Source organism: Paenibacillus sp. TSM33 (assembly GCF_056099025.1).
On record NZ_JBLZXB010000017.1, the window covers coordinates 365,226 to 380,263 of the forward strand.

Annotated in this window: 14 protein-coding genes and 2 pseudogenes; 5 read left to right on the top strand and 11 right to left on the bottom strand. The window is 43.0% G+C overall.

Annotation, left to right across the window (positions count from 1 at the left end; all coding sequences use genetic code 11):
* Positions 1 to 37: 37 nt before the first annotated feature.
* The gene (locus ACN6NF_RS13575; protein WP_474318166.1) at positions 38 to 988 is read right to left on the bottom strand and encodes an AraC family transcriptional regulator; all 951 of its coding nucleotides are present in this window, start codon (positions 986 to 988) and stop codon (positions 38 to 40) included.
* A gap of 165 nt (positions 989 to 1,153) precedes the next feature.
* Between ACN6NF_RS13575 and ACN6NF_RS13580 the strand changes: the two genes are divergently transcribed.
* The 3 genes and pseudogenes from ACN6NF_RS13580 to ACN6NF_RS13590 all read left to right on the top strand — a co-directional run.
* Positions 1,154 to 1,564, top strand: a complete 411-nt coding sequence (locus ACN6NF_RS13580) for a DMT family transporter (protein ID WP_474319057.1) — start codon at positions 1,154 to 1,156, stop codon at positions 1,562 to 1,564.
* A 12-nt stretch (positions 1,565 to 1,576) separates the two neighbouring features.
* Positions 1,577 to 1,765, top strand: a complete 189-nt coding sequence (locus tag ACN6NF_RS13585; RefSeq protein ID WP_474318167.1) for a DMT family transporter — start codon at positions 1,577 to 1,579, stop codon at positions 1,763 to 1,765.
* A 1-nt stretch (position 1,766) separates the two neighbouring features.
* Positions 1,767 to 2,033: pseudogene (locus ACN6NF_RS13590) on the top strand (DMT family transporter); the annotation flags it as partial.
* A 318-nt stretch (positions 2,034 to 2,351) separates the two neighbouring features.
* Here ACN6NF_RS13590 and ACN6NF_RS13595 read toward each other — a convergent pair.
* Positions 2,352 to 2,797: pseudogene (locus tag ACN6NF_RS13595) on the bottom strand (MerR family transcriptional regulator).
* Between the two features lie 822 nt (positions 2,798 to 3,619).
* On the opposite strand from ACN6NF_RS13595, the gene ACN6NF_RS13600 reads away from it, so the two are divergent.
* Together ACN6NF_RS13600 and ACN6NF_RS13605 are read left to right on the top strand one after the other, a co-directional pair.
* Positions 3,620 to 4,054 carry a hypothetical protein gene (locus tag ACN6NF_RS13600; RefSeq protein WP_474318168.1) on the top strand — a complete coding sequence of 145 codons (435 nt, stop codon included), beginning with the start codon at positions 3,620 to 3,622 and terminating at the stop codon, positions 4,052 to 4,054.
* 118 nt (positions 4,055 to 4,172) lie between these two features.
* Positions 4,173 to 4,394 carry a DUF6199 family natural product biosynthesis protein gene (locus ACN6NF_RS13605; protein WP_474318169.1) on the top strand — a complete coding sequence of 74 codons (222 nt, stop codon included), beginning with the start codon at positions 4,173 to 4,175 and terminating at the stop codon, positions 4,392 to 4,394.
* Positions 4,395 to 4,719: 325 nt separating this feature from the next.
* On the opposite strand, the gene glnA is transcribed toward ACN6NF_RS13605, so the two are convergent.
* The 9 genes from glnA to hfq all read right to left on the bottom strand — a co-directional run bounded on the left by glnA (position 4,720) and on the right by hfq (position 15,032).
* Positions 4,720 to 6,048, bottom strand: coding sequence for a type I glutamate--ammonia ligase (gene glnA / locus ACN6NF_RS13610; protein WP_013371539.1), 1,329 nt, complete (start codon positions 6,046 to 6,048; stop codon positions 4,720 to 4,722).
* Positions 6,049 to 6,164: 116 nt separating this feature from the next.
* Entirely contained in the window at positions 6,165 to 6,578 is a 414-nt protein-coding gene (locus tag ACN6NF_RS13615; protein WP_007430683.1) for a MerR family transcriptional regulator, read from the bottom strand.
* An 83-nt stretch (positions 6,579 to 6,661) separates the two neighbouring features.
* Positions 6,662 to 7,915: a methionine gamma-lyase family protein gene (locus tag ACN6NF_RS13620; RefSeq protein WP_019687521.1), complete on the bottom strand. Its 1,254-nt coding sequence runs from the start codon at positions 7,913 to 7,915 to the stop codon at positions 6,662 to 6,664.
* Positions 7,916 to 8,026: 111 nt separating this feature from the next.
* Positions 8,027 to 9,313 (bottom strand): GTPase HflX, encoded by a 1,287-nt coding sequence (gene hflX / locus ACN6NF_RS13625; RefSeq protein ID WP_013371541.1) that lies wholly within the window; start codon positions 9,311 to 9,313, stop codon positions 8,027 to 8,029.
* A 112-nt stretch (positions 9,314 to 9,425) separates the two neighbouring features.
* Positions 9,426 to 10,409, bottom strand: a complete 984-nt coding sequence (locus tag ACN6NF_RS13630) for an AAA family ATPase (protein ID WP_016822094.1) — start codon at positions 10,407 to 10,409, stop codon at positions 9,426 to 9,428.
* Positions 10,410 to 10,523: 114 nt separating this feature from the next.
* Positions 10,524 to 11,219 carry a YdcF family protein gene (locus ACN6NF_RS13635; protein WP_474318170.1) on the bottom strand — a complete coding sequence of 232 codons (696 nt, stop codon included), beginning with the start codon at positions 11,217 to 11,219 and terminating at the stop codon, positions 10,524 to 10,526.
* Positions 11,216 to 11,773 (bottom strand): ribonuclease FAU-1 family protein, encoded by a 558-nt coding sequence (locus ACN6NF_RS13640; protein WP_013371544.1) that lies wholly within the window; start codon positions 11,771 to 11,773, stop codon positions 11,216 to 11,218. Before ACN6NF_RS13640 ends, ACN6NF_RS13635 begins: the two co-directional genes overlap by 4 nt.
* A gap of 165 nt (positions 11,774 to 11,938) precedes the next feature.
* Positions 11,939 to 14,599 (bottom strand): PBP1A family penicillin-binding protein, encoded by a 2,661-nt coding sequence (locus ACN6NF_RS13645; RefSeq protein WP_474318171.1) that lies wholly within the window; start codon positions 14,597 to 14,599, stop codon positions 11,939 to 11,941.
* A 190-nt stretch (positions 14,600 to 14,789) separates the two neighbouring features.
* Positions 14,790 to 15,032 carry an RNA chaperone Hfq gene (gene hfq / locus ACN6NF_RS13650; protein WP_474318172.1) on the bottom strand — a complete coding sequence of 81 codons (243 nt, stop codon included), beginning with the start codon at positions 15,030 to 15,032 and terminating at the stop codon, positions 14,790 to 14,792.
* Positions 15,033 to 15,038 lie beyond the last annotated feature (6 nt).

Below are 15,038 nucleotides of genomic sequence, written 5' to 3' on the forward strand. Positions count from 1 at the left end.
AAGTGCATTCCACTTAAAAGGCAAGAGAGTTTAAGGTTTATTGTCTATATTCTCTAGGAGTCACTCCTACTTTCTTTTTGAACACTTTAATAAAATAACTTGTTGTATTGAAGCCACACTCCAAAGATATATCTTGGATATTATAATCAGTCATGTTTAGTAAGCGTTGGGCTGTCTCTATACGATGCTGAAGCAAAAATTCGATAGGTGAACAGTGCATATAAGATTGAAATACACGAGATGCTTCACTTTTACTTATGTTTGCCGCCGTTGAAATATCAGCAAGTGTTACTGTTTTTTTATAATTGCGCTCTATATAAGAGACCATATGTTGCAACCGTACTTGATACTGTATTTCCCTTTTGTCGAGTTTTAATTTGGGTATCTGATCTAAGTTCATTACAATAGTCTGCCATATTTGATTCAGTAAGCACTGAATCTGCAGCTCGAAACATATCTCCAGAGGGTTACCAGTATCAAATTTCAACTTAGGAAATGAACCATAAGTACTCTCAGCCCCATATCGTTGTAATAAATCAAAAATACAAAACAGCTTTTTAAGAATTTCATTGTTCCATGAAATAACAGAAGACAAAATAATATAAGGTAAATCTTGATCTGTGAGGATAGGCTTCATGTACTTCTGAAACATAATACTCGAATGTTGAGCAATTAACTCCGGGGAGAAAATGATATTCGGGCATTCACACTTGTCCATTTCACTTACTTGTTCAAACCCGTGTAAAGTATTACCGTTTATAAATATTCCGTCGCCTGCATTCAATAACACAATCTGGGTCCCGATCTGTACTCGGACTACTCCCCCCATAGCCACATAAAATTGTGGTTCAAAATGCCAATGTAAAGGCACTCTTCTATCCAAAAATGTATGCAACTCATCAACATAGTACTGAATCGGAAAATCAGGATGCCCATGTTGAATATTTTCAAACAACGTATGGTTAAGAGGCATTGTATCAGCTCTCATTAGACTCTCCTTATTGGGAAGATAGTTTTATCTTTCGAGAATAATATACCTTTTTAATTATTAAACCGATGATATAATTCTATTCCATGAGCACTTGAGTTGCAAAGTCAGGAACCATTGAAAAGGAGGAGTTAGAATGAAATTGAAAAAAAAATATTTTACATCATTGCAATATTAACTGGAACTTGTCTAAGCTTTGAAGGCTCACTTTTCGGAAAACTAGGAGAACAAGTCGGTGAATTAGAAGCTAACTTTTATAACTTCTTTATGGGCGCAATCATCTCGTTAATTCTTTTAATATTTTTTGGGAAAGGTAATCTTCCAAGAATTATGAAATTGCCAAAATGGAATCTTCTCGGAGGTGTTTTAGGGGTCATCTATATGCTTTCAATTGTTATTGGCGTTCCCCTTGTAGGTGTGGGGATATCCATGATTACTGTTGTTGTAGGACAGATGGTGACAAGCATTCTTATTGATCACTACGGCTGGCTTGGTAGAGCCAGAAAGAAAGTTGGCAGAAAAAGAATAGCCGCTTTAATTCTTATGTTGGGAGCCCTAACTTTCACTATATTTTAAAGGAGTATCGCTATGGGAACTTTATTCGTAATTGTATTAATTACTCTGCTCGGAGGCGCGGCAGTCAGCTCGCAATCCTCTATCAATGGCAAAGTCGGTGGAACAGTTGGTTTATTAGAGACTGTTTTCTTCTCATTGGGTAGTGGCACTTTAATTCTTGGGGTGTTAGTGTGCTTTTTTTGGTACCGGCCATTTATTTGACCTAGTCCATGCCCCCAAACTACAACTTGCCGCTGTTTTCTTAGGGTTTGGTTACTTGTTTTTATCCAGTTTTAATGTAAATAGGCTTGGTGTAACTCCTGCTAATCTTACTGCCATTGTAGGCCAGATCCTTGCTGGGTTTATTATTGATGCTCTTGGTTTAATTGATAGTGCGGTCATCGAGTTCTCGTGGCAGCGTGGAACCTCAGTAATACTGATGTTAACCGCTCTTTCTTTAATATTTAGCGAAAAAACAGCGCAGCATTAGAAACAAATCAGATTAAATAATGCCTAGAGAACAACCTTGTTAAAGTAGACTATGAAAGCTCATACCCAAAGTTGCATTGAAAGCTACCTTTCGAAAGAATCGATTCCTCTATGTCTAGTCAATAAATTAGATATACATCTAATAACTGTGACACAATGTTTTGTCCTTTTCGTCAAAGGAACAAAGTTCTTTTCCCTCAACATGTAAATAAGTACACAAACAAAAGCAGCCGATCACGTTGATCGGTTGCCTTCAAAGTTTCATTGTGAAGCTTAAAACCGAGTATTTACTTCAGAGATTGTGTCTCACGTAGATCTCTCACGCCTTCTGAACAGAGGGCGAGTAAAATACGACATATGTATATACTTGATTTTGTCCCAGTTGCCAGGATTGGTCGTGTCTAAAGAGCGGTGCTCCAGAATGGCCTGGTATAGAGCGTTTTTTTATTCCAAATGGGCAACGTGCTGTTTGGCTTCTTCGAGCTTAACGAGCGCCTTCTTCGTACTCCTTCATGAATGCGTAGCATTGCGGAATGGTCGAATTTCCTTCGAGACAGAGATTTACGTACATTTTTAACAACTACAATCGGCATCCCAGATTGCTTGAGGCATTTAATACCATGCAACCAGTTGATCGAATCTTCGTCAAACATCCGAATATTGTTTTGATTACGCTGTACTTGGCACCAGACCTTTATCCGTGTAAAAGCATACTGCGTGTTCGGTAAGCCCCGTTATTAGGGCAGCTTCTTTGACCGTATGCACGTGAAATCCTCCTTGGATAAAAATTTTTGAAACAGTTTAACTTCGTATAGCTCAAAAGGTTCTAAGCTTAGTAGATAATGGGGACTAGGAAAGTCGATCTATAAACCTTGATTAAACCGTAAATTCATCATTTATTTTTCACATTCGTTCGCTAAAAAGAAATACCTTGACTACGCATCGTTTATTACTAGCAAGAAAATCAAACTAAAATACGACTCGAATTTTTTATTTGCCTACAGATGTAACAAAATACGTAATAAAATCTTTAGTCTAGGTTTTCAGGATACTGATTTTGATGACCTAATTGAGTACTATTCACGAAAAAGCGGAAACATTAAAAACAAGCGTTGGTGGCCAATAATATTAGCTGGTTTAATACTTTTTCCTTTATGGAGTGAGTTCATCGGAAAGCAAATTGAGAAAGGCTTAGGAGCGTTTCTCTTTATGATAATTATCGCATTTGTCCTAACATACTTCACATCAATTTTAATTCTATGCTTAAGACAATTTTGCTTTCAAAAGCTGCCAAGTATGATGAACTCGTAGATATCTTGAAGACTATAAAAATACTTTAATACTTAATGAAAGTTTCTTTCATAAAAACAAGGTGGACAGAAACCTTCACCCATTAATATATCCTGCTTTAGTATCATGTCGTGTATTCAAACGATATGATCAATCCATTTGCCGATAAGCTATTGCACCATACCCACGGTTCACCAATACATCTACAAACACAGTGACAGCCTTGTCACGCTGATATCCTCACTGCCCTCAACAATGAATATGTTCTGCATAGACTATCAAAAAGGAGGTGAGAACATGACTAGATTGTTAGATGCTCGAACATCTCAAAACGCAAGTTACGGTAATACGATCTCAATTCCCTTGCCGGCCAATACTGCTGTTGCCATCGCGGAGCTTGGTTTAGATGTAACAGGCGCAGGGGAAAACATGCGCGTACAATTATCAGGGATAGCCGAGCTTGCATTTCCTACCACTCCACCATTTGACTCCATTATTTCTTTTTCCATCGTAAGAGGTGATGTCGATTCGCTTGTTGCTTACGCCCTTTACTCTGTGAGTGTTTCTGAAACAAACCCAAACGCTGTACAAGTCGTCACCATCAATGCTTCCGATTACAATATCCCTCTACCATCATCAAATGAATTGGTATATACCTTATATATATTTTGCACAGCAGATGCTACCCGAATAGGAATAGAAAGTTTTAATGCTGTTGCCTACTCAGATTAAAATACACCGTAACAAGGAGGGCAAAGCCCTCTTATTTTTGTTTCATTTGCTCTTAGGAACAATCATTTCTATCTATCGTTCATTTTTGGTATAATTTACTTAAGGGAGGGGTGATCAAATGGGAATCATGCTTATTCTTATTTCTATTATTTTTTTCTCGCTTGGTATTTTAAGCAAACGAAATCCCACTTGGGGATGGCGCGCAAACGAAGCCTGGAAGATTAAAGGGGACTCAGAACCAAGCGACGCTTACATTGATGACATGAAATTTAGGGGCTCTGTATCTATTCTCTTTGGGTTCTTTTTCTTAGCATGTGGACTCTTGGTTATCTTACTGTAATCGCACTTCCTTAAACTTCAAAGCTCGACCAGCGAATGTAGTAGCAGTTCCATAACTGGCTTCATAGATTTCATACTTTTCTTTTTTGGTTTCTAGACACTTCTTCGCGCCCTGCTGGCGTTTGTATTCCCCAGTCTACTTCGTGAAACCAAAAGTACTTTCCGTAGCAATCCCTATAGGTCTCTACCCAGAACTGAAGAAGTTTCTTAATTCACTAATTTTTTGTGGGGAAATTGTGGGGAGTTCTACCATAGTCCAAGAAAATGATGCATTATCCTCAAACAAAAAATCCCTCAACGCTTAGAGCGCCAAGGGATTTCTAATTTTAGTAAAGCGTCAGATATTGATCACGTTCCCATTGGTGTACTTGGGTGCGATACATATCCCATTCAATTTCCTTAAGCTCATAGAAGTAAGCCAGAGCATGATCACCCAGTGCGTCAGAGATAACCTCGCTCCGAATAAGCTCAGACAAAGCTTCTTTCAGGTCTGCAGGCAGACTTGGAATGCCTTCTTCAATTCGCTCTTCCTCGGACATCACGTAGATGTTGCGATCGATTGGTGCTGGCAGAGCCATCTGACGTTTGATACCATCCAAACCTGCTCTCAGCATTACGGCCAGGGCTAGATAAGGATTCGCTGCCGGGTCAGGGTTCCGAACTTCGACGCGAGTACTCAGGCCACGGGATGCAGGGATCCGAATCATCGGACTCCGATTGCTTGCAGACCAAGCAACATAACAAGGCGCTTCATAACCTGGTACGAGACGTTTGTAGGAATTTACTGTTGGATTCGTGATCGCTGCCATTGCACGTGCATGTTTAAGAATGCCTGCCATATAATGGCGAGCTGTCTGGCTTAATCCGAGTTCATCCGTCTCATCATAAAATACATTCTCATTGTCCTTAAACAACGATTGGTTGCAGTGCATACCGGAACCATTCACGCCGAACAAAGGTTTTGGCATAAAGGTGGCATGCAAACCATGCTGACGAGCAATCGTTTTTACAACGAGCTTGAACGTTTGAATCTGATCGGCAGCCTTAACTGCATCTGCGTATTTAAAGTCAATCTCATGCTGACCAGGTGCAACTTCATGGTGAGATGCTTCAATTTCGAAGCCCATCTCTTCAAGCTTAAGAACAATTTCACGACGACAGTTCTCACCCAGATCCATCGGAGCCAGGTCAAAATATCCCCCTTGGTCATTCAGTTCTGTCGTAGGATCGCCTTTTTCATCGGTTTTGAACAAGAAGAATTCAGGCTCTGGTCCGACATTCATCGAAGTGTATCCCATTTCTTCGGCTTCCTTAAGCACACGTTTCAATATCCCCCGCGGGTCACCTGCAAATGGAGAGCCGTCTGGCTTGTAAATATCGCAGATCAAACGAGCTACACGATCTGAGGTTACCCAAGGGAATACAACCCAAGTGTCCAAATCTGGATATAAGTACATGTCAGATTCTTCGATACGTACATAGCCTTCTATGGAAGAACCGTCGAACATCATTTTGTTATCCAATGCTTTTTCCAGCTGGCTAACAGGAATTTCAACGTTCTTAATGGTGCCCAGCAAATCTGTGAACTGCAAACGAATAAAACGAACATTTTCTTCTTTCGCAATTCTAATGATATCTTCTCTGGTATAACTCACACTAACCTCTCCCTTTCTGTAACGACTATATGCAAATCGGCTGTATCATAAATGACTTAAATGATGAGATCATTTTTTAAGTAAAATAACCATATGCCAAAAGGTAAGTCACAGCATTATCTTTTGTTGAAAAACCGTGATAATTCGCCTTGGATCAAAGATACCTGTCCTGGTCTTTTGCCTGCAACAAGTTGTTGTTTCAACAAGCGATGAAGCTGAGTATCGGACATTTCACGGCGTTTGACTTCTGTATCTGCAGTAATAACTGTGGCTTCCTCCGATTCCTTGGTAACCGGATTCATGACTTGTTTAATTCCTGCAATGTTAACACCCTTCTCAATCAACGCCTTAATCTCAAGCAGACGCTCTACGTCATTAAATGAAAAAAGACGTTGGTTACCTGATGTACGGGCAGGAACTATCAAATTATGCTGCTCATAATAACGAATCTGACGTGCTGACAAGTCCGTTAGCTTCATGACAATACCTATTGGAAATAAGGCCATATTTCTGCGAATTTCGTCGCCCATTTGTCATCAACCTTCCAGTGATCTATTATTCACCTTATTGTACATTTAGCTGATGCAAAGTGTCAATGATATGTTAGAAAAACTCACAATAATTTACGTTCTTTCATCGTTTGCAGAGCCATAAGTACTCCATATTTGACATGAGAGTAGGTTAAGCCCCCTTGCATGTAACCAATATAAGGCTCCCGAATCGGAGCATCTGCGGATAACTCCAAACTTCCACCTTGTATAAACGTACCTGCTGCCATAATAACCGGATGCTCATAACCCGGCATATCCCACGGTTCTGGCACCACGTGGCTATCCACGGCGGCTGCGCGCTGAATGCCCTGTACAAAGGCAATTAGATGTTCTGGTCCGCTAAAAGAAATCGCCTGAATCAAATCCGTACGCTCTTCATGCCAGGCAGGCTTGGTCTCAAACCCCATTTCTTCAAAGACTGCAGCTGCGAATATGCTTCCTTTAACCGCTTGCCCTACCAATGTAGGAGCAAGGAATAGTCCCTGGTATATGCCACGTGTAGTACCTAGCATCGCTCCTACTTCTCCACCAATACCAGGTGCTGTTAATCGGTAGGATGCCAGCTCCACGTATTGATGTTTGCCGCAGATATATCCACCCGTTTCTGCAATGCCACCACCGGGATTTTTAATCAACGAACCTGCCATCAGATCGACACCAACTTGAGTAGGTTCCAGTTTCTCAGTAAATTCCCCATAGCAATTGTCCACAAAGACAATAACATCAGGCTTTATCTTCTTCACTCGGGCCGTCATTTCTTCAATATCTGCCACACTAAAGGATGCTCTCCAATCATAGCCGCGTGAACGCTGGATACCGATCACTTTGGTATTGGCATGGATTGCGGACTCCACCGCTTTCCAGTCCACCTTACCTTCTGCTGTCAGCGCTGTCTCTCCATAAGTAACACCAAAGTCCTGCAATGATCCTGTTCCATCGCCGGGCTTACCAATCACTTTGTGTAAGGTATCATAAGGTCGCCCTGTAATGTATAACAACTCATCCCCTGGACGCAGCACACCAAATAAAGCCGTAGCGATGGTATGCGTTCCCGAGGCAAAATGCGGACGCACCAACGCTGCCTCCGCACCGAACACATCTGCATAGACTTCTTCCAGCACTTCACGCCCCCGGTCATTGTATGCATATCCCGTTGAACCTGCAAAATGAAAATCGCTCACTTGCTTGCGCTGGAAGGCCTGAATGACCTTCCACTGATTTGCATCCACAATATGATCTATGTGCTGTATACGTTCTTGTATTTTATGTTCTACTGTTTCCTGAATTTGCTGGATTTCCGGACTAAAAACTACCATTTACCTTCTTGACCCTCTCTCTTCCGCAGCCTTAGGCTAATCATGTTATATTATTATTCAATTCGAACGATGAGCATTATCATCTTATGGACCCAAAAACATCATTAGATGTTAACTTTCTGTGAACTCACTAAGCGCATGACCATACTTTTCGTATTCTCCTCTTTGAATTTCTACCTCATAAATGACATCATTGCCATCATACTCTGTCAGCAGTACATCTCCAATTCGATAAAGCACCGATGTTAAATCCCCACGTTCCGCAGGAATACGAAATCTCAGTGTGTCACCGCTCAGATGCTCCTGAACCAGTTCGCGAATGCGTAGCAAATCTGCTTCATCAAAAGCACTGATTTTCAAATAGCCTTCCCCAGAAGGGAGCATTTCCAATTGCTCAGGGGTGCAAGCATCTTTTTTGTTAAACAATACGATCTGAGGCTTGTCCGCAGCCCCAAGCTGTTGCAGGATTGACTCTACAACTTTCATTTGTTCGTCACGCATGTCTGAGGAGGCGTCCACGACATGTAAAATGAGATGAGCCTCATTGGCCTCCTCCAAAGTGGCCCGGAAAGAGGCAACCAAATCATGAGGCAGATTTTGAATAAATCCTACTGTATCTGTGAGAATAACTTCTTTGCCACTCGGCAGTTCCATTGTTCTAGAGGTAGGATCAAGCGTCGCAAATAGTTGGTTCTCAATATATACATCGGCAGCTGTCAGTTGCTTCAACAGTGTTGATTTGCCGGCATTTGTATAGCCAACGAGTGCCACCTGGACGATGCCGGCCTTTTGTCTACGCTCCCTGTGTAAATACCGATGACGCGTCACTTCCTCAAGTTGGCGTTTCAGATCACTGATTCGGTCACGAATGTGACGACGGTCCGTCTCTAGCTTGCTTTCACCAGGACCACGTGTTCCGATTCCGCCACCGAGCCGCGAAAGATTTTTACCGTGTCCAGACAGTCGGGGGAGTAAGTATGACAACTGCGCCAGTTCAACCTGGATAATACCTTCCCGTGTTTTTGCACGTTGAGCAAAAATGTCCAGAATTAACTGTGTCCGGTCAATGATTTTGAGATCCAGGCTCTCTTCAAGATTTCGTACTTGAGCGCCCGAGAGCTCCTGATCAAAAATAGCTGTATTCGCTCCCAATTCTTCAGCAACGGCACGCAATTCATCTACTTTTCCTTTGCCAATAAACCATTTGGAGTCCTTGGATTCCCTATTCTGTGTGAGGACGCTCAGCACTTCAACTCCCGCTGTTTCAGCCAGCTTCACCAGTTCTTCCAATGAATATTCCGTATTGATGCCAGATCGTTTGACTTCATCCGTAATTAGACTGACCAGCACCGCCTTATCCTGCATTTCTGTTTGTGTATCATGAGTGGAGTTCGCCATATTGTTTGCTCCTTTATTTTCATGTCAACTCTCGAACAGAAACCGACCTGATGTCAGGCCGGCCCTCGTTCGATGTCATACAATTCGATATGATTCAGATTCCTATTATCGCCTATCTTTTGTCCATTTTCAAATCCTCTGGTCGCAACGTCATCAATTCCTGCTTGCCGGGTTGCCCACTCCTGTACTGATTAAGCAGCCTGACAGCTTGGTGCCGAATCGCTTTTTCAATCACATTACGAACATAACGTGCATTACTAAATGCATGGAGACTGTCATTTCGCTCATTTAGTAAATGTTCCTTCATTTTGAGTATAGACTGAGGCATGAGAATATAATCCCGTTCCTTAGCCATCATCTCCGAAATTTGAATGAGCTGATCCACAGTATAGTCAGGAAAATCTAGCTGGATTGGAAAACGAGAAGGAAGACCAGGATTGGTCCGTAAAAAAAAGTCCATCTCTCCCGAATACCCTGCGAGGATCAAAATAAATTGATTTTTTTGGTCTTCCATGGCCTTCACCAAGGTATCAATCGCTTCTTTTCCGAAATCCTTTTCCCCTCCGCGTGCTAAACTGTAAGCCTCATCAATGAACAACACGCCGCCCAGAGATTTTTTTACCAGGTCCCGCGTTTTTTGTGCGGTGTGGCCGATATACTCACCTACCAGATCAGCCCTTTCCACCTCAATTAGATGGCCCTTGCTCAGTACGCCCATTTTTTGCAGCATTTTAGCGATAATGCGGGCCACTGTCGTTTTCCCCGTACCTGGATTTCCTTTGAAGATCATGTGATATACGTGTGCGTTGCTTAACAGACCCGCATCAGTTCGCATGTGGGCGATTTGTAAAAAGGCATATACCTCAAATACCAGCTCTTTGATGTTATCCAAGCCGACGAGATGATCGAGTTCTTTCTGAATTTCCTGATAAAGACTGAGATACTGCGGTAGCGCCTGCGACTTGGTCGAAGCCACTGCTTCCGTCTCGTCCACAGTCACCGAAGCGATCGGCTCCGGGCTACGCAGCACGACATTGATTTGTCTAGAAGGTCTCTCCTCCGACCGCTTGCCCGCGGCGATTCCCCGTCCGTTCATGCATCCATCACCTCAACATTTCTTCAGGCACAGCTTACCCTATTAATGTATTCGGTCCAGCATGTCCTTATTAGCATAAAAGCAACGAGAACGTGTACAAAGCCTTCTCTCAATTCAGCCAATCCAAGTTTGTGCACTGATCAACCACCGTTGTAGCGTCCATTTAGCGTAAGCCAATACTTCTCTTGATTGATGAAATGGCATATTCAGCACTTTGGATTCGGTCAGAGCCAACTGGGGATGATCAAAATTCAAAAATTGAGCAATTTCCAACGCGCGAGGACCGTGATAGCTATGTGTGATGATTACCGTGGAGTGCCAGCCATATTCCTCCATGATACGCTGGCTGTAGAGCAAATTTTCGTAAGTACTGGTTGCCTGGTTTTCTAACACAATATGCTGTACAGGGACTCCTCTATCTACCAAGTAGCGTTGCATCCCCTCGGCCTCCGTATACGGAAAATCAGGTTGATCCAGTCCTCCACTTACAATTAGTCGCTGCACCATCCCGTTACGATATAACCGCAAGGCTTCTTCTAATCTTTCTTTTAAACCAGGACTGGGCTCAGCTCCCCACATAGAGGCACCTAGTACGATACCAATTTGTGCATGCTGAAGCGGAGTGGTAGAGGCAGCTGTATTCATATTCCATACTCGGATACCTGCCCATACCAATCCGATCAAAATGAAAATCATCAAACCAAGTATGAGACGCTTCGATACCATAAATATTTCCCCATTACGACTTTGCCCGCTTTTTGGCTCATGGCGTTGGGGCCCAGTGCTTTTCATCCACTGCAAAAATTTCACCGTTCTCTCTTGAAATCACCGTTATGAAACCATTCGGCCCGGTGTTTCAGCGACATTTTAAAATAGGGGAACATGTGAGCATCGATCTGATGTAGCAGGTCAGCCGCTGTTCGGTTAGCCAATTCTGCTTCTTGCGTAGAAATATGCCCCCGTTGTAGCGCCTCCTCCAGTTCATCCTCATCCACCAGAAAGATTTCACCGTTTTTAAGCACAACAACATCCAAATACAAATCATCAAACCAAGGAACTCCTTGATCGGTTACTCCTTGATTTCGGCAGGTATCAATGTACCATTCGACGATTTGTTCTCGATTGTCAAACATAGCAGTCACTACATAATGCTTACCTTTGGGATAATATTGCAACCAGGAATAACCTTTATCGGCTATGCAAAACGTATGACCACCATAACTTTTCCATAATGGCTCCTTGAGACTCAAAATAGTATACAGGGTCACATATCCTGTAAACGCATCACTTTCTACATACCGGCAAGCAAACTTGCGATTGGTGATTCTTCGCCAGTTGGCCCGGTCTCCGAATTTGCGCTTCATAAATGATGTTCCTCTCCAACATTGGTAAAACCAGCTTACCATATTTAAACTATACACTCAAAAATAACCCCTGTATTACAGCAAAAAAGGTATTTTCAGACTGTCAAAACAGTCCGAAAATACCTTTGATTTTGAAGCCAATTCAACTTACCAAAAACCTCTTTGCTAATCCCGGTTGTGACGTCCACGATTGGAGTTCGAATGGCCGTTGGCTTTCCCTTCCTGACTTCCATCCGTTATAGCCCCTGTAGTAGATGAATCTGTATTTTCTGAATTGGTCATAGTATCTTCATTAGTGACACCTGAATCCGGTGTAGTCGTCTGACCATTTCCCTGATTTGTATCGTTTCCGTTACCTAGATTATCGTTACTGTTACCTGTACCTTCAGCACCATTTCCATTGTTAACTCCAGGAGACGTTGGAAGTTGGTCAGAACCAGTACCATTATCGGTTCCTCCAGGAACTGTATTCCCCTGGTCCGTGCCATTCTGACCATCTATATTCTCGCCATTATCCGGTACGGTTCCATCCTGATTCGGATCGTTTCCTGGTTGCGGATCTATCGGAGTAGTTTCTGCTGGAATTTCTACGCTAATCGTATTGGAAGCTGCGGATTCTTTACCATCTGCTCCATAAGCTACGACATAGTATTGATACGTCTTTCCAGCTACGGGCGACGTATCTTCACCACTCGTGCCTCTCATCGCCTCCATAATCGTCCGGAAGCTTCCTTCAGAAGATTCTTTACGATAAACACGGTATTGCACATTATCTCCCTCAGCCGCATTCCAAGACAACGATACAATTTGGGTATCCTGACTATACGACCCGCTCAGTCCGCTTGGAGCGGTGGCCTGAACCGGCTCTTCTGGCTTCTCCTCAATCGGTGGTTCATATCCCTTCGGCTCGCTAAATTGCGTCACTGGGTGTCCCTTGAGTGCTTCACCCATAACCCTTCCGAAGAAGGCTGCCGACTGGCCGCTGTAGTTTCTCAACATATGCTTGCTGTCCGGTTTGTCATACCCCATCCATACCGCTCCGGTATATTCCGGCGTATAACCGACAAACCAAATGTCCCGGTTACCACTGTTGCCGCTGATTCCACTTTGGGTCGTACCCGTTTTACCAGCTACAGGCCAGTCGATACGTGCTTTGCGACCTGTACCGCTATTAACCACATTTTGCATCATTTTTGTCATTTCATAAGCCGTTTTCTCACTCATGACTGATTTGGATTCCTCATTATGAGTATACACCACTTGATCATCACTATTGTTAATTTGCTTAATAGAGTAAGCTTTTTGGAATTGTCCTTTATTGGCAAAAGCGCTATAAGCCTGCGCCATTTCAAGGGTATTTGTTCCTTTGCTTAGTCCCCCCAATGCGATAGCAAGAGAGTGATCATTTTTGTCCATCGGTATACCAACGCTCTCGGCGAATTGAACCCCTTTTTCCACACCGATTTGGTTCAACAACCATACAGGTGGTATATTTTCAGACTTCGTAATGGCATCTATCATGCTGATGGTCGAAGAGTAACCATGCAAGTTTTTAGGGCTGTATCCGTTAAAACTTTGCCGTTCGTTACTCAATGGAGTATCTATCGTAAATTTACCAGACTCAAGTGCTGGCGCATAAGCTACAATCGGCTTAAAGGCCGACCCTGGCTGTCTGCGGCTCTGTGTCGCACGATTGAAGGTTCCCTTTTTGTAATCCCGTCCAGGAGCCATTGCGGCAATTCCGCCAGTCTGGTTATTGATAATAACCATTGAAGCTTGGACAGGCTGATCGTCTGGACTTTTTTCAAACATATCATCATCCGCCATCGCCTGATCCAATGCATTTTGAGCCTGAGCATCCATTGTCGTATGAATTTTATAACCGCCAATAATCAGATCATTGCCGCTGACTCCTGGCAAGGCATCCTCTGCCTCATCCATGACATATTCCATAAAATTTTGATACTTTTGCACTTTTTCCGGTTGTTTGTAATCGTAATTTATAGCTTTGGCTTCTTCCATTTCCTGCTTGCCAATCATTCCCTGCTCAAACATCAGCTGGAGAACCACAGCACGCCGGGCCTTTGAGTTTTCCGGGTTACTGATCGGGTTATACTTGGATGGCCCTTTCGGAATAGCCGCCAGTGTAGCGACTTGCCACAACTTTAATTCGTTTAAGTTTGACACGCCGAAATAGCCTTCCGAAGCTGCCTTAATCCCAGAATATGAGCGTCCAAACCATATCCGATTCAGATATAGCGTAATAATTTCATCTTTAGTCAAATTTCGCTCCAGCGCCATTGCGATGGATACCTCTGTTGCTTTACGGAAAAAGGTTTTGTCACGTGTCAAAAACAAGTTTTTGGCCAACTGCTGAGTCAGCGTACTGCCGCCCTCCACTGCAGAACGAGCAACGATATCCTTCACGGCCGCCCGACCGATCGACCAAATATCAACTCCTTGATGCTCCATAAAACGCTTATCCTCGGTTGCGATAAAAGCTTTTTTAAGCAACGGTGGAATTTCTTCACTTTTCACTGGATCACTTTTTTGCACAGACAGCTCACCCATGAGCACACCGTTGCGGTCATAAACCTTTGATGTCTCGTTCACAGTAATTTTGTCCTTGTTGGCTTTGTAGATTTTTTCGCCATTAACCATGACAAATAAATAACCACCAAGTGCGCAAAATATGGCTAATGCTGCTGTAATAAACAGCGTCCACCCAACTCGCTTACCTGTTATTTTCTTTTTCTTGCCCTTCGGCTTCTCTTTAGATGTGTTTCTATTGCGATTGCCGGATCTGGACAATGAATCGTTTGGCATTCCCCTGACTCCCTTTCGCGAATAATCATAATGTCACCGAGCATAGGCTTAAAGCTAGCTGTCGGCAGCATAAAAGTAAACGGAATGAAAAGAACAACCCTGATCAGGTTGCTCCCGGTCACATTCCTATACAGTTAGACGAGACGGACGCCTGAAAAGTTTCATTATCCAGGCGACCGTCAAGCCGTAATCAGTTATCGCCAGCGTTATCTTGTTGTACAAGCGATACGTTGCGTTGCGGTGTGAAGGTGGAGATGGCATGCTTGTAGATCAGCTGTTGCTTCCCATCCGAATCAATAACGATTGTAAAATTGTCAAACGCTTTAATCGTTCCTCGCACCTGAAATCCATTGATGAGGTATACCGTCACAGGTATAGAATCCTTGCGCAATTGGTTCAGAAACGTATCTTGGATATTAATAGACTTGTTCATTTTAGC